The 18227-nt window shown below is 45.0% G+C and carries 19 protein-coding genes; 6 read left to right on the top strand and 13 right to left on the bottom strand.

Translation table 11 applies throughout. The features are described 5' to 3' along the window. Positions 1-17 precede the first annotated feature (17 nt). From P2A85_RS24150 to P2A85_RS24125, 6 genes are all read right to left on the bottom strand, one after another. Positions 18-320, bottom strand: a complete 303-nt coding sequence (locus P2A85_RS24150; protein WP_377475898.1) for a hypothetical protein — start codon at positions 318-320, stop codon at positions 18-20. Positions 321-533: 213 nt separating this feature from the next. After that, a complete protein-coding gene (locus P2A85_RS24145) occupies positions 534-2645 on the bottom strand; it encodes a DNA-binding protein (RefSeq protein ID WP_377475897.1) in 2112 nt (703 codons plus the stop codon). 140 nt (positions 2646-2785) lie between these two features. Next, positions 2786-3808: a ribonuclease III domain-containing protein gene (locus P2A85_RS24140; RefSeq protein ID WP_377475896.1), complete on the bottom strand. Its 1023-nt coding sequence runs from the start codon at positions 3806-3808 to the stop codon at positions 2786-2788. 416 nt (positions 3809-4224) lie between these two features. Then, entirely contained in the window at positions 4225-4920 is a 696-nt protein-coding gene (locus tag P2A85_RS24135) for a hypothetical protein (RefSeq protein ID WP_377475895.1), read from the bottom strand. A 205-nt stretch (positions 4921-5125) separates the two neighbouring features. Continuing rightward, complete coding sequence (locus P2A85_RS24130) at positions 5126-5911, bottom strand: PP2C family serine/threonine-protein phosphatase (RefSeq protein WP_377475894.1); 786 nt, start codon at positions 5909-5911, stop codon at positions 5126-5128. Between the two features lie 118 nt (positions 5912-6029). Continuing rightward, positions 6030-6692, bottom strand: a complete 663-nt coding sequence (locus P2A85_RS24125) for a VWA domain-containing protein (protein WP_341738681.1) — start codon at positions 6690-6692, stop codon at positions 6030-6032. 271 nt (positions 6693-6963) lie between these two features. On the opposite strand from P2A85_RS24125, the gene P2A85_RS24120 reads away from it, so the two are divergent. Further along, positions 6964-7134: a hypothetical protein gene (locus tag P2A85_RS24120; RefSeq protein WP_377475893.1), complete on the top strand. Its 171-nt coding sequence runs from the start codon at positions 6964-6966 to the stop codon at positions 7132-7134. Positions 7135-7156: 22 nt separating this feature from the next. Beyond that, positions 7157-7411, top strand: coding sequence for a DUF6737 family protein (locus tag P2A85_RS24115; protein WP_377475892.1), 255 nt, complete (start codon positions 7157-7159; stop codon positions 7409-7411). Between the two features lie 61 nt (positions 7412-7472). Here P2A85_RS24115 and P2A85_RS24110 read toward each other — a convergent pair whose 3' ends face one another. The 3 genes from P2A85_RS24110 to P2A85_RS24100 all read right to left on the bottom strand — a co-directional run bounded on the left by P2A85_RS24110 (position 7473) and on the right by P2A85_RS24100 (position 10051). Next, positions 7473-8714, bottom strand: coding sequence for an LL-diaminopimelate aminotransferase (locus P2A85_RS24110; protein ID WP_377475891.1), 1242 nt, complete (start codon positions 8712-8714; stop codon positions 7473-7475). 93 nt (positions 8715-8807) lie between these two features. Next, positions 8808-9458: a Uma2 family endonuclease gene (locus P2A85_RS24105; protein WP_377475890.1), complete on the bottom strand. Its 651-nt coding sequence runs from the start codon at positions 9456-9458 to the stop codon at positions 8808-8810. 266 nt (positions 9459-9724) lie between these two features. Beyond that, complete coding sequence (locus P2A85_RS24100) at positions 9725-10051, bottom strand: thioredoxin family protein (protein WP_377475889.1); 327 nt, start codon at positions 10049-10051, stop codon at positions 9725-9727. A 144-nt stretch (positions 10052-10195) separates the two neighbouring features. Here P2A85_RS24100 and P2A85_RS24095 point away from each other — a divergent pair, with 144 nt between their 5' ends. Beyond that, a complete protein-coding gene (locus P2A85_RS24095; RefSeq protein ID WP_377475888.1) occupies positions 10196-10957 on the top strand; it encodes a biotin/lipoate A/B protein ligase family protein in 762 nt (253 codons plus the stop codon). A gap of 114 nt (positions 10958-11071) precedes the next feature. Here P2A85_RS24095 and P2A85_RS24090 read toward each other — a convergent pair whose 3' ends face one another. The 4 genes from P2A85_RS24090 to psaK form a co-directional block, all read right to left on the bottom strand. Then, positions 11072-11935: a DUF928 domain-containing protein gene (locus P2A85_RS24090; RefSeq protein ID WP_377475887.1), complete on the bottom strand. Its 864-nt coding sequence runs from the start codon at positions 11933-11935 to the stop codon at positions 11072-11074. A 27-nt stretch (positions 11936-11962) separates the two neighbouring features. Further along, the gene (locus P2A85_RS24085) at positions 11963-13918 is read right to left on the bottom strand and encodes a CHASE2 domain-containing protein (RefSeq protein ID WP_377475886.1); all 1956 of its coding nucleotides are present in this window, start codon (positions 13916-13918) and stop codon (positions 11963-11965) included. A gap of 80 nt (positions 13919-13998) precedes the next feature. Continuing rightward, positions 13999-15195 carry a site-2 protease family protein gene (locus P2A85_RS24080; RefSeq protein ID WP_377475885.1) on the bottom strand — a complete coding sequence of 399 codons (1197 nt, stop codon included), beginning with the start codon at positions 15193-15195 and terminating at the stop codon, positions 13999-14001. A gap of 72 nt (positions 15196-15267) precedes the next feature. Beyond that, positions 15268-15552, bottom strand: a complete 285-nt coding sequence (gene psaK / locus P2A85_RS24075) for a photosystem I reaction center subunit PsaK (protein ID WP_340524359.1) — start codon at positions 15550-15552, stop codon at positions 15268-15270. A gap of 134 nt (positions 15553-15686) precedes the next feature. Between psaK and P2A85_RS24070 the strand changes: the two genes are divergently transcribed. The 3 genes from P2A85_RS24070 to P2A85_RS24060 all read left to right on the top strand — a co-directional run bounded on the left by P2A85_RS24070 (position 15687) and on the right by P2A85_RS24060 (position 18227). Continuing rightward, positions 15687-16331, top strand: a complete 645-nt coding sequence (locus tag P2A85_RS24070) for a phosphoribosylanthranilate isomerase (RefSeq protein WP_371116113.1) — start codon at positions 15687-15689, stop codon at positions 16329-16331. Positions 16332-16418: 87 nt separating this feature from the next. After that, on the top strand, positions 16419-16955 hold the full coding sequence (locus tag P2A85_RS24065) for a type II CAAX prenyl endopeptidase Rce1 family protein (protein ID WP_377475884.1): 537 nt from the start codon (positions 16419-16421) through the stop codon (positions 16953-16955). Between the two features lie 45 nt (positions 16956-17000). Further along, positions 17001-18227 (top strand): HEAT repeat domain-containing protein, encoded by a 1227-nt coding sequence (locus P2A85_RS24060; protein WP_377475883.1) that lies wholly within the window; start codon positions 17001-17003, stop codon positions 18225-18227.

Below are 18227 nucleotides of genomic sequence, written 5' to 3'. Positions count from 1 at the left end.
CAGCAACGCCACAAACTCTATTCCCAGGGATTATCATCTGCCCATGACTCTTCACTATAGTCATCATGTACTGGAAAGGAACCGAAGCGACTGTCTTTGTATTCACGTCGATAATATCCAATATACTTGCTTCCATCCATTCGATCTACGCTGTTGCAAGCATACCAATCTACATAGTCATCAGACTCATCGTTAGATTCTTCGCTATCGACAACAGATTGTTGATCATGATGAACTTTCTTCAAATGATTTTTCAGCCGATCAAATCTTACTAAAGAACGACATTTTGGGCATTGAACCAAGTTCTGTGAACTGCTCATTTCTAAAACCTATCAGTGTATGGAGCGAATTGGACACAAATGTGATTCTGTTTTCCTTTCTTCTTGCCATTTTTACAGATATGGGTTAATTTACATTCTGGGCATTGCATAAATTATTCCTCCTATTCATACTCTAACTCAGCAACGCCGCCCAAAAATCTTACACCTCGATTTTAACACCTACCCATTGACGCATTTCCCACCCAAAAGGATTCACCATTTCCCCAAAGCCCCCCACACCATACCCGAAACCACCCCCCAAATCGCTCCCAAACCCGAACCCACGATCGCCCCCGCCACAGGAGCAAAATCTCCCACCACCCCAGGGTTGATAGCCGGAAACACTAACGACAAGCCCCCACCCAACACCATACCGACGATCGCCCCCAAGAAACTGCCCCAAATCCCTCCCAAAAACCCCCCTCTCACCCCCGAAGGCTGAAACGACACCGGCAACTTCGGCGCAAACCCACAAAAACCCAACAAACTCCCAGAAACCGTACCACCAAGGGAACCCACCCCCGCCGCCACCATCGCCACCACCAACAACAAATTCGCAAACTCATTCCCCGGAGTCATCGTCCCACTATATTGCTGCCAAACCACCAACCCCGAACCCAAACAAACACCAGCCAAAGTCCCCAAAAACGCCCCCCAGACCGCCCCCAAAAACGCTCCCCGTCGGCCCCAAACTCTCCCCATCGGCACTATCAGAGGAGGCTTAAAACTTGTCCAAACCAAGCCCCAGACAATACCCACCCCCACACCAGACCAAATTCCTCGACCGATCGCCGGATTCTCACTAATCGCCCCAAACACCACACCCCCGATCGCCGCCAACACAAAAGCCCCCCACAAAGTCCCCACCAAAACACCCACCCACTTCCGCAAAATCCGATTCGGAGGTACAGCCAAAATGCCCCATATCATCCCAAAAAAAGCGCCCCAAATCGAACCCACAAAAATCGCCCCCAAAATCGCCCCACCACCCTCAGCGATCGCCGAAAATACCCCCGCCACCGCCGCCAAACACAAACCGCCCCAAACACCACCCCAACCTGCATCCTGAAATACCCGTTCCAACTTGCTAACAGGTACTGTCGCAGGCGGAGTCCGAGAAGACATCGGCATCGGCAACAGTGGCGGCTGATATTGACCTAGAGACCGTGGCAGTCCCGTAGAAGGCTGTTGTCTGGATCTTGCGGTCTCCCGTACAACAGCGGGGGGTTTGGGCTTCTGACGCTGATTTTTCGCAGGCTGCAAGTTCACTCCGTTGCGGACTGCTTCCCGCGAGGGGAATGGATCGCGCCCTCTGAGCAGTTTTGCCCGATCGCACCAAGGACAGCGATTGAGATGATTGCCGTATTTATGTTGATTATTTTTGCTGCAAGTAATTAGAGCATCTTCCGCTTCCCGCAGCGCATTTACCCAAGTTTTGGCATCCGGGCGCGCCAAAGGACTGCTATGCCCATCCTCAAAACAGCGGATAAACATCTGTCGCAGTCGGGGATGCAGCATTTCCCAAGCTGGTGCTGCGGGCATGGGGCGATAGGGAATCCGCTTGGTGCCAGAGGGGAAATGGCCCGATCGAATTCTCGCTTCTAAGGGCGGCGGTTCATCCGTACCGAGATAAACTCCCGAAAACGGGTGCGTACCTTCCATCAGTAGTTGAAAAATCAGCACCGCTAAGCCGAACAAATCATGTTCTGGGGCTCTGTCAATATCCCGAAAAGTTTTTCCCTGCAATTCCGGTGGTGTAAACTCTGGCTTCCCCACGGGACACCGATAAACGTAACCTGTATAGGGATCGCGTACTTGAAAGGAATCCGTATCTACCAAGGTTACTAAAGCTGTGTCGGTGACGAGGATATTCGACTCATTCACATCGCCGATCACGTAACCCCGTACATGGAGGGCGTTGACGGCGGCTGCCAGATTTCGGGCGGTGCGATGCAGGTAAAGATAGTTAAATAGGGGTTTTTGTTCGCGACGGGTTTTGGGAGTGTAAAAAGTGTGAACTGGCGACACCTTGGTGACGCGGGGCATCACAAAACCGACGATTTTTTCTCGCCCGCCCACAGTATGCAGTAAATCCAGTGGCCAAGCAATTGAAGCGTGTCCCGGTGCGGCGATCGGCGCATCTGGTGGCATACTGAACATGACTGTGAGTTTGTCGCCGTCTTCCTCTGTCGGTCTGTGGTAAATTTTTGCTACTAGGGACTGGTCTTGGGGGATGGGATAGATGCGACCTTCACCTCCACTGGCGATCGCCGTGTTAGTGTCGATCGCGATCGGTTGTCCGCTAAATTGCCGCTGCAACTGCATAGAATTCCATATATATATCGATTCTATCGATTTGAGATTTGGGATTTGGGATTTTTGATGGAAGCACTGACCCCACTGATAAATTTATTAACAGGCTCTTGAGGCCTATTCCACAATACTGCATTATTTGTTTTCTAGTTTTAGTTTAATTGATTTTCTCTCTCCTCTACCAGTTCTGCCACTGCTGTTTTGATAAAATTATTAACTAGCCAGTCGCGGGTGCGCGAGAAATTACTGCCCAATTCCAGGTACTGATTGCCTAATTTTGTCTTGAATTCTTTGGGGAAAATCTCTTTGGCCACTAACATTTTTTTCCAGTGAGTTAGATCGCTGACATTACCTTCGGGAAAACGGTGGTACAGATAGTCAAATGCGATCGCCTCTAAAATTTCTCCACCCAGGATTCGCCTCCGTTTCACAGCTATTTGTGGCGAAATTTTTGTCCCTTCAATTAGATCGCTTTTTTGACTAATCTTCTCAGCAACTGCTTTGGCGATGAAATTCTGAATCAGCCAGTCGCCCGCACGCAAAAAATCGCGATCGCACTCCAAGTAAATCGCCCCAAACACCGCCTCAAAAGTTTCCCCCAGAAATCTCTTATACTCACTTTTTTCTGTTTCTTTCCCATGAACACTCTGCAAGCTAAGTTCCTGCAAACTCAAACTAATCGCAAACTCCGATAGTTTGTTCTTGTCTACTAACTGAGATTTTAAATTTGAGATACAATCTCGATCGAGCTGAGGATACTGGCGGTATAGGTAATCGGTGACAACCGCACTCAAAATCGCGCTTCCTAGGAGAGCCAGCCTTTTGTACTTGACATCTCGATCCACTGACGAGTCAAAAGATGTGCCTCGAAAATCCTTCGTATCGCCACGGTGAGTCAAGGCTATTTCCAGTAATTGTGTTTTCTGAAAGTTAGAAAAGCCGATCGCTATTTTGATAGCCTCAACATCTATACTGGTAATCCTGTCAACTTCTAAATCTTCTGCTTCCGCTTTTCCCCATTCTGCCAACCAATCTCCACCAGCATCATCCACATACAAATCTACAAAATTTATCCCATTTTTCATCCAGTCATCCTGCATTTTTCGGGCAGATTCCAGTTTTTCCAACACTTTTTGTAAACTTTTTTCAACAGTCGTTGTGCCTTGTGCTGTCATGGTGTTATTTTTGATCGAATTTTAAGGTTGCTATACTATCGGGCTAGGGAAATATCTAGGGCTTCACAAGGGTCTATTCATAGCAAATATCTTAGTTACCCATCTGCTAGGAAGCTATTTTGTTGTCCAGGACTCAAAAAGCGGGTTTCTTAAATTAATTGCGTTATTTAAGCTTCAGTAGTAGCAGAACGAGAAACCTGGTTTTTTTGCCGTTGAATTCGTAATTCCTGCGTGCCTAATCGCTGTTTCCAGCGGCTAGTTCCTAGGTTGGACTTAAAGCCATCTTATTTTGTTTTGTCTAAATTAGATTTTTTTAGCCCGGAAAGGCAGAGAATGCTGAGGAATAGCCGACAGATAAATATTCACATTTTTTCACAACTTTTTTTAACAACATTTACGCGGCTCCCTTCTGGATTCTAGGAAAATTTTAGGTAAGTCCCCGGCTGTAAATTATCGCTGTTGTATAATGCCATGTTAACTAATCGAACTACCGAATTTTCAATACTAGGATTGTAACTTAAAAATAATCCTCTGTCAATCCCCCATTCCTGAAGAGTTTTTTGCCAATTATCATACTTTTCTTGCGAAAATTCATCCGAAATACTCGTGATTTGTATACATAAAGGCTGATGTTCCCGGCTGCTGACTATGGAATCAGTGGCCATCGAAAGATCGGCTATATAACGCTGTATAAAAGAAGTATCTTCTCGCTGCTGAATGTGAGTTATTATCGATTGCAGGATCTGCTCGTCAGCCGGATAAAAGTCTCCAGCCATTAATTTTTTCTTCCAAATATAAAATTTGCGATCGGTTTCACTCAGCCATTTAGGAAAGAGATAGCTATACCAATATCTCTCGGCAGAACTCATTAACTCAAAGGCAGCTTGCTGTGCTGCTTCCGAAGGTAGAGATTTGACAGCCAACCAAACTTCGGAATCACTGACAAGCTGTAGCAGAAACGCCATCACAAATTTTTTGGCAGTTAGCGAACCGGGTTTGACATCTTTTACCCAGCGATAAATTTCATCCAATCTTCTCGCCAAACTCGGATCTATTGGATATGCTTCGCTAATTAGGGATTTGAGTTGATCCTTAATCTCTTGTGCTTGCAAGTGATGACCTACTGTTAAACGGGAGCATAATTGTTGACAAGTCGATTTTATTATAGAACCGCTACGTTGAACAGATGAGACTTCTTGCCCAAATCAGAATCGGTTTTGTAGCGCAGATGAACGCCAACCGACGCAGATAATTTCTTTCTACTGCGGACAAACTTAATAAAGTTTTACAAGACTCACTGTTGCAAGATGTCTACTGTTAATTTTCTGGTGCTTGCGAACTCAAACAACTTGCCAACAATAATGTTAAGTCATCATCGGTACGTTCGGAAACGCGGGGCGATCGCAAAAAAGACTCCAACTGCTGTTGTGCATCAGACTCATCTTGAACTTGAGCCGAAAATCGAAACAGGGGTGCAAAAAATGGACCGTGGGGTACGCCTTCGGGGATTTTCAGGGCTAGCATTTGCAAACCGTCGGAAAACACGGCTAAATGCGCCATTTTTTCCCGTCGCACATGAAATTGTGCGGTTTCTATGGCGTTGGGAGAAATCAAAAAAATGGTTTCATTGATATATTCACCACAGGGAGGTACTGTCAGGGCGATCGCACTTCCTTGATTATCACCCGCCACCGCCGCACCATCACCGATTTGAGCAACGGCGATTAATTCTGATGTAGCCACCACCGCAATTAAAGTGCAAGCTAAATCTCTAGCCCCCACTCCCCGCGTCGCGGCTTCTGTTTCCACAGCCGCCCGTGCGACTTGGAGTGCCGATGTCAGGAATACTTGCCATTGGCTGTCATCTTCAGGCAGCATTTCTGATTGCCCACAAATTGTTTCGACAACTGCTTCCACGGCAATTTTAGCACCTACTTCTGCCAGTGTTGCCGAACCGGCACCATCGGCAACGGAGGCCGCCAAAACACCATTGGGTAACAGTCGCCAGCAGTGGGCATCTTGACAAGGTTGCGATCGCTTGGAGTGACTCGTCCCCATCACCGATGCCGCTACCACTTGCCACTTTGTCATTTGTTCTGTCATTTGTCAGTTATCAGATGTTAGTAGTTAATTGTTAGTAGTTAATTGTTAGTAGTTAGTTGTTAGTAGTTAGTTGTCACCTGCGACTCATAACAAATAACCAATCACCAATAACCAATGACTAAACGGTTCCCCACCCCGGAGGTGGTAAGGCTACTTGTTCATCAATTTTTGAGTGAGAAACTCGCTGCATACTAGCTGACAGCCAAATAAACATCTCCCTAAAGTCCAATCCTTTCAATTTTACAGGAGTCCGTTCCACAATTTCGGCGAGACGGCTAATATTAGCACCTTCGACTCCTACCGCAAAAAAAGCAACGCGCTTATTAGTTTCTTCCTCTTTAATCCGCCGTGAAGCGATGTCTACAATATCGTCCGATTCCCCTTGGGGTTCTCCATCAGTAATCATAAATACCCACGGCCGATAATAGGTAATTCCGTTGTTGCGATATTCAGATTTGCGGGCGGCGATTAAATCTAGCGCTTGCTGAATACCTGCACCCATGTGAGTTTGTCCTTGGGCTTTCAGCAGTGGTGTCTCGAATTGGTCGGCCGTCACGAAATCCTGCACAACTTTGATATGATTGTCAAAGGAAATAATCGCGACTTCGACTCGCTTTTTTGCCAATTCATCTTTAATCAGATCGTCTCTAAAAGTTTGCAGCCCTTCATTCAAGGCATCTATAGGAGCACCTTGCATTGAACCGGAGGTGTCCAACAGGAGGACGCAGGGACAACGCGGTTCAGGGTTTTCGGCAAATTCTACGGCTTCGTCTAGTCTCATGGTTCGCGATTGACCTTGGAGTGGCTGGATTTTTTGGTTTGCTAGTTTCTAGCCTAGCAAGTTAGCAACCTATGGAACTGAAATTGCTATGGCGATCGCATTTTACCATTACTGGGAAATATGAGGTCAAAGATCAAAAAGGCCCTCATCCGAGTTCATCGGCGGTCAAAAAAAAGTAAATCCAGCCCTTCCACCCTTGGAGTCCGCGGTTAGGCGAGTAGAGTCGAAGGGCACCGATACTGACTGGTGAGGGGGGAATGGGGAATTGGGAATGGGGAATTGGGAATGGGGAATTGGGAATGGGGAATTGGAATTAACACCAATTACCAATTACCAATCACCAATCACCAATCACCAATTACCAATCACCAATCACCAATCACCAATCACCAATCACCAATCACCAATTACCAATTACCAATTACCAATTACCAATAACTAATTACCAATAACTAATAACTAATATGAAAAATGTTTCGGAACTAAAAAAAATTAGCGCTTGGGATTTCAAACCTTGGTGGTGTCAGCCTTGGTCGATTCTTTTGACAGGAATTAGTCTGATTAGTGGCAGTTGGTTTTTATTTAAAAGTGTTTGGATTACAGTTATAGTGGCTATACCATTATTAGCGTGGATGGGTTTTTTCTTGTTAGTTTGGCCCAGACTCATGCTGTCGAGTGGTATCTTGGAAAAATACCAGGAATCAGCACGAAATGAATAGGCACTATAGGGACAAAAAGTTGGTACAGAGAAGATAGAGCCTATTCAATGCGAGCAGGAACTCAACTTTGAAATTCAGCAATTCTTCTGACAGCTTCTGCCAAAATTTCCGGTGATTCAACTAAGGCAAATCGCACATAGCCTTCTCCAGATTTGCCAAAGCCGGCACCGGGGGAAGCTGCAACTCCTGTGCTTTGTACTAACTCAGTGCAAAATTTCACGGAATCTAAAGCCCAAGGTTCTGGGAGTTTCGCCCAAACGTACATGGTGGCGGGGGGTAATGGTACTTCCCAGTCAATGTCTTGTAAAGCATGGATGAAGGTATCCCGCCGTTGTCGGAAGGTTTCTACACAGGTTTTAACGGTGTCCTGGGGGCCAGTTAATGCCGCGATCGCTCCATTCAAAATTCCTTGGTATTGATTGAAATCTACGGTGGCTTTTACCTGTCGCAGTGCTTCAATGATTTGGGCATTGCCGATCGCATATCCGACTCGAAAACCACCCATATTGTAGGACTTCGAGAGTGTAAAAAACTCGATCGACACGCTTTTATCTGGATCTGCCTGAAAAATAGACGGTGCCATCACTTTTCGATGCTCCTCGTTACCTGGAATATCCTGGTAAGCCTGTTGCTTTGGCTGTGCATCTATGCTATAATGGCGATCGTCAAAAACCAAATCCACATAGGGGAAATCGTGCACCAAAACCAGCCCGTTTTCCAGACAAAAAGCGACGGCTTTCTCAAAAAAGGCTAAAGGTGCGATCGCAGTTGTGGGATTATGAGGATAACTCAAAACCATCATCTTCGACTGAGCTAAAACTGGTTTGGGAATATCATCAAATACTGGCAAAAACTGATTTTCTACCAACAACGGCATCGGATAAATTTGCCCGCCAGCCAAATAAACACCGCCCGCATGGGAGGGATAACCCGGATCGAGCAACAAAGCAAAATCTCCGGGGTTGAGTATAGCTAAAGGCAAATGGGCCGTGCCTTCTTGGGAACCAATTAAAGGCAGCACTTCGGTTTCTGGATTGACGGAAATCCCGAATTTTTGTTCGTACCAAGTCGTGGCTGCTTCCCGAAAAGATTTCGTCCCGTTAAACAGCAAATAGCCGTGGGTGCTGGAGTCTGACAGAGAAAGTGCGATCGCCTCTGTAATGTGAGCAGCAGTCGGCAAATCGGAAGAACCTAGAGACAAATCAATCACATTTTTACCGGCGATTCTCGCTAGAGATTTCGCCCGATCCATATCGGCAAATACATTAAATTGTAGAGGTTGTAAGCGATCGGCAAATTTCATAGTTTTATCAATTAATTTTGTAATTTTAGTTCCTGTAGATGCAAGTTTACTATATGGTTTGTTTCCCAAATCAATGGTTTGTGAAACCTACCTCTACAACATTTTTTCTAGCCGCCTAATGCGATCGCGAAAATTTCTTAAACTCGCGCTTCTACCTAGACTTGTACTTTGAGCTACAAACTCGGCTATCATTTCAACAATTGGTAATCCTGGAAAAATAGGGCTACTTGGGAATGCAACATATCTCCCATCTTGCAGTACATTAATTTGCAATTGATTATTTTCATACCGCCACAGTTCAGGAACTTGTAAAGCTTGATAAGCATCTAATTGCGTTTTGGAAGTGACATCGATTTCAATTGCCAAATCAGGAGGAGGATCTACTGTTAAATCCACCCGCCGTTTCCCTCTCATTTGCTGATGGTTTTCAATATAGAAACACCGATCTGGTTCCACACCGCTTTTTTGGGTTTCTCGTTTAAAAGTCGTGGAACCAAAGCACTCGCAATCTATTTCTAATTCTTCTAGTAATATTTTCACCATATCACCAATTAGTTCTTTATCTACCTCATGTTCTGGTAAAGGCATCCGAATCTCCAATGTTCCTTGGCTATAAGCTAAGCGCGCGGAGCGATATTCACCCATTTCTACTAAAATTGCTTCAAATTCTGACCAACTAACATCGTGTAGCAGCACTCGCTGTCCTAGGGGAATATCGAGCTGTCTGAGCTGAAGTGTTACCATAAGATTTTAGAAGTGCGATCGGGCCGTGGCTAGAGGTTTGTGTAAGTTTTTCTAAACTTACAAAAATATTGTCATCTAAAAGGCTTTAAACAAGCCATAAAATGTTTTTTTAGCTCCTAGACAACTTTTGTGAAATCGGGTATCTGCTAAGTTGATGAACGAGTACATTGCCTTGGCCGGGGGCAGGTTTTACCGACAATCATTACCTAAGACTAATCTCATAAACCCGCACCCATCCAAGGACAAATATCTCAACATTCAAAAATTTATAAATTAGCGTCTAACAAACCTGTCAATTTTTGTTTAGTAATAGCTCCCTCGTGAGACATCACTAATTCAGAATTTTTAAACAGCCTGATAGCAGGGACTCCTTCTACTTTATACTGTTTGACAGTAGCTGGATTGGGGTCAATTTCCATTTTAACCACTTTCAGCCGATCGCTGTAATTTTCTGCGATCCAGTCTATCGAAGGCGATACCAGTTTGCAAGGGCCACACCAAGCAGCCCAAAAGTAGGCAAGCACTGGCTGCTCTGCTTTCAGGACTTCCGTTTCAAACTTTTCGTCGGTAATGACAATTACACTGTTGCTCATGGTTAAAGAATTATTTTTCCTATTTATTGCTACAGCATTGGATCGGTGAAATTTACACAAACTTACTTTCACAGCTTCCCATGACTATTACCAATTTTAAAACATCCTGTCCATTATGGAACGCAAACTGAGGACTGGAGACCGATGACTAATTCTGTTTGGCGTTTAATTCCGCTGCTGCAAGCTTCTGGTACGGTGCAGATGGCGATCGACCAATGGCTCCTGGAACAGCATCTGGCCGGCAAAATTCCGCCAACTCTACGATTTTATACTTGGACACCAGCGACAATTTCTTTGGGCTATCACCAACGCCGATGGCCAGACTTTTGGGAGCAGCTATCTTGGCGCGGAATGTCTGTAGACTTAGTACGCAGACCAAGCGGCGGGCGGGCTGTGCTGCACCAGGGAGATTTAACTTATGCGGTGGTAGTGTCGGGATTTGCGGGGAGTCGTCTCCAAGCTTATCAGGATATCTGCCAGTTTTTGATTGAAGGTTGGAAGGCGATGGGTGTGGATTTGCACTACGGGGAAGCCGGACGAAATTACATTCACAATCCTAATTGTTTTGGAACTGCGACGGGTGCAGATTTAGTTACACCTGATGGCTATAAGTTAATTGGTAGCGCCCAATTACGCAGGGGCGATGCTATTTTGCAACACGGTTCTATGCGTTTACAGCCGGATTGTGATTTATTTTATCAAGTTTTTGGAGAAGAATTAATTACCATGAAATCACCTCTAGTTCAAGATGGAAATGATTTAATAAAAACTCTAATTGAAGCTTTGAAAATGGCTGCTTGTCGTTGTTTTGAAATACATTTGGAAGTGCAACCACTTTCTGAACGGGAATGGTTGGAAATTAGATCGATTCCGGTTGCACTGATAGGGAGCATCCCGATTTTGTAAGGGCGAAGCATGACCGCAGACAATTTATTAGCTCGCGCCAGAGATTTACAGCGGTCATGCTAGAGCATCCTACGAATATATTTGCAAAACACAGATGCACCCGTGGACAATAAACTATGGCTGTGGCTCGATTGGAGTGCTAGGCTCTGGAGCGATTTCCACGATCGGCTCTGGAGCAATTTCGCCCAATTTTACTGAATCTAACAAGCTGGCCCAATCCGCAGTTAGTTTGGCATCATTGGGATTAGCCAGACGAGCGGCTGCTAAATTGCTCAGAGCATCTTGCCAAATCCCATTCTGAGCATAAATAAAGGTTTTTTCTCGCACATCAGCTTTCTCTAACTTACTGCGGATATCTGCACTGAGTTCAACTCGACGTAAAATACCTTGTTCGGATACATCAGCAGATCTGTCTTGAGGGTCGCAAATCAATGCCACAAACCAACGGTAATTTTTGCCTACTTGCAAGGGCGACATATTGCCATTGGCGGGAATACTCACACCTGTTACCCCTGATGAATTGTTGATTTTTAGGGTAGTTTGATAAATCTGTTTCCCGTTTTCATCTTGCAGGACAAACTCGGCTTGTGGTGCATCTGTTTGAGGTAAGTAGAAAAAGAATACAGGATATTCTGAGACAGTACGTGCGCTTTTATTTTCTGGTACTAAGGCGGTAAAGTCTATCTTACCCTTGATACATGAATTTGCTGTGCGGGTTACTCTTAGTTTATCGCCGGAAAACAAAACCTCGTCAGTAGGTTGAACGAACCGCGGTCCTCCTGGTTCAGTCCCTGGTTTCCCTGGAGTGGGGGGAGCCAAGCGCGGTCCTCCCGGTTCAGTCCCTGGTTTCCCATTTATATTTGGAGATACCTGCCCCATCACTGCGAATTGGGAAACATCAAGTGTGGCTATCAATAGGATGGAGCTAACGGATGTGAGATTGAGAAGAAACTTAGTAAATCTTTTCATTGGATTCATGATTTTTTAGGGATAGATGCTGTCCTTTTATTTTTTTTTTGTTCCCAAAACTCGGTATACATTAACTTTTTGTTCCCTACCTTTCAAGGGTAATGGTCCCCAAGATTCTACTTCAAATTTATCTGCCAGATGCAGCAAGGTTTCTTCTGCAATCAATATTCGGCAAGTGTCTTCTTGTCGATCCTTTTCGCAACTTTCCAGCCGAGAGGCAATATTTACGCTGTCGCCGATCACTCCATATTCTAAACGGGTTGTACCTCCCAAACTACCTACCATCACAGGCCCTGTAAAGATGCCTACTCGCATTTTTGCTGACGGTAAACCCCGATCGAGCCAATTTTGATTCATTTGTGGTAAACGGGAACCGATGGCTAGGGCGCAAGAGACAGCGAGGCTAGCATCTTTGGCAATTTCTTCGGGAGTTGTGCGGGGAATAGGTACACCAAATACTGCCAGCATTCCATCTCCAGTAAATTTATTAATCACACCTTGATGGGCTTGGACTTCTTGGGCCATGGCGGATAAATACTCATTTAACCAACTCATTACCACTTCTGGTGGTAGTTTTTCCGAGATTGTACTAAAACCCTGTAAGTCTGTGAGGATGATAGTAGCAATAACTTTTTGGCCTGGTAATAAACCAGATTCGAGTAAATGGACGCGCTCTTTCCAAAGAGCATTGGCGATCGCAGGTGAAGTTTGTTGTCCTAATAATTTCATGACAATCCCTTGCTGTTGCTTCGACTGCTCGTACTTATAGGTGACTATGACTCCTGCGGTGATTAAAAGTGCCAGACTAGGCGGCACCAGAGGTATCCATCCCTGTTGCATAAATAGCCAAAATGTGAATCCGAATAACGAGCCGCAAGCTGCGATCGCACTTCCGATAAAACTCATGGCATTTTCCAGCCGCCAAGCCAAACAAGCACCGACAGCCCCCCAACCCACAATCCAGCATATTTCTTGCCATTCATCCCAATACCAAAATAGCCCTTTACCGTCTAAAACTGCACTGAGTATTTGGCTAGTCGCCGTGGCATGAATTAATACCCCTGGCATCCGGCGATTTCCACTAGCAGTAGCGCTGTAAGGAGTGTAAAAGATATCTTTTACGGTTAAGGCTGTCACGCCGATCAGGACTATTTTACCTGTCACTAATTTCGGGTCAACTTTTCCGGCCAATACCTCAGTTAGTGTCACGGTATTTGCTATTTTTTCAGCCGAGCGGTAATTAAGCACGACTTGATAGCCTTGGGCATCAATGTTATGATAACCTCCTGAGTTAGTTTCTAACTTAGAAAATACTGTTTTACCGACCTGGATTTCATTTTTTTCGGTGAGCTTACCCTCAATATTTTTACTTTTAAAATAAGCAAATGCTAGCTGCATTGACAATGAATTTAGTGTTTTTTCACCATCGCCAGCAAACATCAAATTACGACGCACTCTACCGTCTGGATCGATAACTAAATCATTAAAGCCTACCCGATTTTCGGGTATGTTAGGAGGTGGTGGTGCTCGATCGTACTTGGAGTTACCTATGAAGGTAATGGGGATTAATTTCGGGTTTTTCAGTTGAGTTGCTAATTCGGCATTTCCGGGTTCGTAGGGAGTATTGCGAATTAGATCTATGCCAATAGCTGTAGGTTCAAAACGGTCAATTTCGGCGATCGCTTTGGCTAAAGTGCGGTCGGTAATTGGCCATTTACCAATATTATTAATGTCTTGTTCGGTGATTGTTACTACCAGCAACCGGGAGTCAACACCTGCATCAGGACGTAATTGAACCATGAGGTCGAAAGCATTTAATTCCCATGGCTGTAACCAACCTAATTGCCTGATTGCCCCTAGGCTTGCTGTAACGGCTATGCAGGTAATAATCAGAGGTTTGAAGTCAGCGAAGGAGCAGGAATTAGTTAACTTTTTCCAACTCCAATCTCTCTGCTTCAACTGATGATGAAATTGCTGCAAAATTTGGGGCATAATCTTTTTTTTTCAACTCTCCTTGAAAAATTGCACCACATCTTGATTTTTCATAAATGCCCCTGATTAATGCCCAATTTTTAGTTGTCCTGTGCGGTTTTGGCGATCGCACTTAATTGCAATCCCTGGGGATAGCTATTTTCGGCTTTGCAGCGCTTGATTTCGGCTTCGGAAATGCTGGGTTTGAGGTGTTTTGCCAAAACTTTTATCACGTCACCGCGATCGATCGTCCCCACCACTGAACCGATGGGCGAGAGGACGATGATTCGGGCCAGTTGACGGAATTCCATAGTGCTAATTACTTCGGCTAGGGATGCCTTTTCGGAGACTGTGGGGTTTTTTTCCAGGGGTTTCAAAATGTTGTGCAGAGTCTGCATTTGCCACTGACTGCGTTCTGTGAAGCGGATATCGTCGATCGACACTAAACCTAAATCCCGTCCCTTGGCTGCTGCAACGTAAAATGGCAATGGATTTACTTCTAACAAATATCGATCGGCAAATTCTCGCAAGGTTGAATTTGCATCAACTACTCGAAATTCATGACTCATAACCTCAGCCGCTTTAGTTTTTACCAAGGCTTCTTGCAAGGAAACAAAACGGCTGTAAGCCTTCGCATTACGGATGGCAAACCCGCCGATTAGTGCCATCCACAAGCCCCCGTACTCCCGTGCTAGGAAGCATAAAGTTAGCCCAAAAGCCACGGCTAACCAACCTAAAACTTGTCCGATTTTTGCCGCCCAGCGAACACCCGTAAATCGAGAACCAGTGATTTGCCAAATTGCTGCTTTTAAAACCTGTCCTCCATCTAGCGGCAAACCAGGAATTAAGTTAAATAATCCCAAAACTAGATTGATTTCTGCTACCCTTTCTGTGACTATGGCTAACAAATTTGTTCGTGGCAGAACTTGAGAACCTAAACCAAGGATTAAAAACAGTCCGAAGCTGACGAGAGGGCCAGCGATGGCTACTTGAAAAGCTTGACCGGGAGTTTTTGATTCCGAGTCTATGGAGGCAACTCCACCAAATAAGAATAGGGTAATAGAATTAACTTTAATGCCTTGGGACATGGCCGCCAAGCTGTGTCCCAATTCGTGCAGCAGTACGGAACCAAACAGCATCAAAGCTACCGCTAATCCGGCACTCCATGCCAAGGCTGGCCCCCACACACTGTAACTGCTAGCATAGGCGCGGGTTGCTAGGGCTAAGATGATAAACCACGAGTAATCTAAAAACAGCGGGATGCCAAATAAGGAGCCGACTCGCCAACCTGTCTGCATGAAGTTTTCCTGGGAAAGGAGAATAAGGAAGAGTTTCTATTATTATATCCTCCGTTCCCCTTTCCCTTTTTTTTAGAGAACTCCGGCGTTTCCTAAGCCCAAGATTACTCCTGCTCCGAGTAAGTGGCCGAGGCTGGTTGTTGCTAACAATTCTGGTATCCCGAAGCCTTTGAACATTCCTGGCATCACCAGGGGTAAAGCTGGGCCTTTGCCTCGGTTTTGTTTGTTTATGCCGTAGTAGCCGATCGCGATCGCCAGTAAGTTGCACAAGATCATTGTCAGTGCTACCATTGGCGACCACTCCGGTGTTGAGGGAATGGTCGATTGTGCTACTAACAGCAAAGATGAGTAAATCACGTTATTATGCTCCCGGTCTCACAGATAAATTCAGCTATCAAATTATAAAAAGTGTTTTGGCTTAAACTAAGATTTGTTTTAATAGTTAACAATTGATTGATATTTTGATACAAATTGGCAAGGGAGAAGGGCTGATGCGGGTGAAAATTTGCGGAATCACGAAAGTAGAGCAGGGTATGACGATCGCCGGTTTGGGAGCCCAGGCTTTGGGGTTTATTTGCGTTCCCGCTTCCCCCCGCTATGTCAACCCCGAAACTATTCGTCTAATTGTTGAGCACTTGCCCGCAACAGTCGATCGCATCGGTGTATTTGCCAATAGCACAATTGAAAATATCTGTCAAGTAGTTGTTAAATCTAATTTAACAGGGGTGCAGTTACACGGAGATGAAACAGCGGAATATGGCGATCGACTGCGGGAATTGTTACCGAAAATTGAAATTATCAAAGCCCTGAGAGTTAAGACTCCTGAAACTTTAGACATGGCGAATATGTATGCTATTCATGTGGATACTTTACTGCTGGATGCTTACCATCCCGACCAACTAGGCGGTACTGGCAAAACCCTCGACTGGAAAATGTTAGCAGAGTTTCGACCAAGTTGTCCTTGGTTGCTGGCTGGGGGTTTGAGGCCGGATAATGTATTAAATGCGATCGGCAGTTTTGCCGGTAATAATTTTAGCGGTATTGACCTTTCTAGCGGCGTAGAAATCGCCCCCGGAGATAAAGATTTGACAAAAGTTGCCGATTTGTTCGATCGACTAAAAAAAATTAATAAGTAACGCAATTAATGACTAGGAAGAATAACCCCCCCCAGCCCCCCCCAAGGGGGGAAGTAAGAAAGAAGAAGATCGATTAACCAATAACTAATGACTAATTACTTAGCACTACTTGCACATCGAGTCACCATGGCTGTTTCAACTATGCCCGATCGCACTGATTGGCTGATTACTGTGCTGGTGGTGGTGGCTTATAGTGCGATCGCGCTTCCCATTGGTTTTTGGTCAGGATTTCTGAAAGTAGATCCGCAAACAAGAAGGCGTACAATTATTGGGGTAACAGTGGGCTGTTTATTCAGTCCCGGCATCAGCGAGGAAATCTGGTTCCGTGTTTTAATGCTACCCCACAAGCAGGAAAATGCTTCTGGGTTAACGCTAGGGCTTTGGGTAAGTCTGAGTTTGGCGCTGTTTATAGTCTACCATCCGCTCAACGGGCTGACTTTTTACCCAGTGGGGCGATCGACCTTTCTCAATCCAGTGTTTTTGCTACTGGCGGCAGTTTTGGGGGTCGCGTGTAGCATTGCATACCTCCAAAGTGGCTCAGTATGGCCGGCTGTGCTGATTCACTGGCTGGCGGTGACAGTCTGGCTGCTGCTATTGGGCGGTTACAGGAGGCTATATGGTTAAATATAAAAGTCGAGTACAACTATTTTGTCGCGAGGTATTTAAGTTGTGGCTATCATAGGAGCGATCGTCGGTTTTTTAGTAGGCATCGTAGTTGCTTACTCCTTGGTGGAAAAACGGTTAAACAAGCAAAAAAAAGAACACTTAGAGCAAACTCGCCAAATTGCTGAGGAAATAGAAAGAGCTCACCAGTCTCGGATTCAGCAAACAGTCCAATCTCTGCAAGTAGAACAGGATGAGCGACTCAGACAAGTTACTACCGAACACGAAAATTTACTCAAACAAGTTACTACCGAACACGAAAATCAGCTCACAAAAATTATTGAAGACCGAGACAATCAGCTCAGACAAGCTACTAGCCAACAGGAGAATTATCTCCGTACATTGAGTGCCGAATTAGCAGGCGACCATGATTCTCAGTTGCAAGAAAATATCCATTCATTGCAACAAAAACACCAAGCAGAATTACTCAAGCTGGCTGAAGAATTGCATCATAACTATCAAGCTCAAATCGATGATAACATCCAAAATTTGCAACAACAACATGAAGTTAGGTTAAGAGAAACTGCTGAGGAATATCAAAACCGCGAAGTGGAGATGCAGTTAAGATTGCAATCTTTGCAAGCAGAATACGAGAGTCAATTAGCGGCAGTTAATCAGCAGTTACAAGCTCACGAAGCCCAGATGCAATTCACCATCAAGTCTTTACAAGAGCAGTATGAAAGTCAGTTAAATCAAACACAAGTGCCGCCGTCACAGTTTCGGGAATTAGAGCCAACAGAAGTGCCACCGTCACAGTTGTGGGAGTTAGAGCCAACAGAAGCGCCACCTTCGCAGTTCCCAGAGTTAGAGCCAACAGAGTTAAATCAAACACAATTTACAGCACCGCCTCAAATAGTCAGACAAACACCAAATTATTCCTTAGCGCAGTGGATGGGAATTGTTCAAAGTCAGGATACAGAATCGCGAAAATTAGCAGCATCTGCTTTAGGTAAAATTGCGGCTGCGAATCCTTTGAGAATAGATAATCAGCGAGCCATAGAAACTTTGGGAAAATTAGCTCAAGATTACGCTCCTGAAGTTCGCCAGACAGCGGTGGAAGCTTTAGGAATGATTAAGTCAGAAAAAGTGATTCCACTTTTGCAAAAAGCTTTGCGAGATACAGACAGCGTTGTGGCTAAATCTGCCAGTGCTGCTCTGAATAAGTTTAAGTTTTATCGGCGCGTTTCCCCCGTAAAAGCAAAAATTAATGCCCTGAAGAAACCCAAGCCTTAA

This window comes from Microcoleus anatoxicus (assembly GCF_042465725.1).
Classification (GTDB): domain Bacteria; phylum Cyanobacteriota; class Cyanobacteriia; order Cyanobacteriales; family Microcoleaceae; genus Microcoleus; species Microcoleus anatoxicus.
This window is presented reverse-complemented; position numbering and strand designations above follow the sequence as displayed.

Excerpts from the sequence above, each read along its gene's own strand:
- P2A85_RS24150 (WP_377475898.1), bottom strand. The coding sequence starts at position 320 with ATGAGCAGTTCACAGAACTTGGTTCAATGCCCAAAATGTCGTTCTTTA.
- P2A85_RS24145 (WP_377475897.1), bottom strand. The coding sequence starts at position 2,645 with ATGCAGTTGCAGCGGCAATTTAGCGGACAACCGATCGCGATCGACACT.
- P2A85_RS24140 (WP_377475896.1), bottom strand. The coding sequence starts at position 3,808 with ATGACAGCACAAGGCACAACGACTGTTGAAAAAAGTTTACAAAAAGTG.
- P2A85_RS24130 (WP_377475894.1), bottom strand. The coding sequence starts at position 5,911 with ATGACAGAACAAATGACAAAGTGGCAAGTGGTAGCGGCATCGGTGATG.
- P2A85_RS24125 (WP_341738681.1), bottom strand. The coding sequence starts at position 6,692 with ATGAGACTAGACGAAGCCGTAGAATTTGCCGAAAACCCTGAACCGCGT.
- P2A85_RS24120 (WP_377475893.1), top strand. The coding sequence starts at position 6,964 with ATGGGGAATTGGGAATGGGGAATTGGGAATGGGGAATTGGAATTAACA.
- P2A85_RS24115 (WP_377475892.1), top strand. The coding sequence starts at position 7,157 with ATGAAAAATGTTTCGGAACTAAAAAAAATTAGCGCTTGGGATTTCAAA.
- P2A85_RS24110 (WP_377475891.1), bottom strand. The coding sequence starts at position 8,714 with ATGAAATTTGCCGATCGCTTACAACCTCTACAATTTAATGTATTTGCC.
- P2A85_RS24105 (WP_377475890.1), bottom strand. The coding sequence starts at position 9,458 with ATGGTAACACTTCAGCTCAGACAGCTCGATATTCCCCTAGGACAGCGA.
- P2A85_RS24100 (WP_377475889.1), bottom strand. The coding sequence starts at position 10,051 with ATGAGCAACAGTGTAATTGTCATTACCGACGAAAAGTTTGAAACGGAA.
- P2A85_RS24095 (WP_377475888.1), top strand. The coding sequence starts at position 10,196 with ATGACTAATTCTGTTTGGCGTTTAATTCCGCTGCTGCAAGCTTCTGGT.
- P2A85_RS24090 (WP_377475887.1), bottom strand. The coding sequence starts at position 11,935 with ATGAATCCAATGAAAAGATTTACTAAGTTTCTTCTCAATCTCACATCC.
- P2A85_RS24085 (WP_377475886.1), bottom strand. The coding sequence starts at position 13,918 with ATGCCCCAAATTTTGCAGCAATTTCATCATCAGTTGAAGCAGAGAGAT.
- P2A85_RS24080 (WP_377475885.1), bottom strand. The coding sequence starts at position 15,195 with ATGCAGACAGGTTGGCGAGTCGGCTCCTTATTTGGCATCCCGCTGTTT.
- P2A85_RS24070 (WP_371116113.1), top strand. The coding sequence starts at position 15,687 with ATGCGGGTGAAAATTTGCGGAATCACGAAAGTAGAGCAGGGTATGACG.
- P2A85_RS24065 (WP_377475884.1), top strand. The coding sequence starts at position 16,419 with ATGACTAATTACTTAGCACTACTTGCACATCGAGTCACCATGGCTGTT.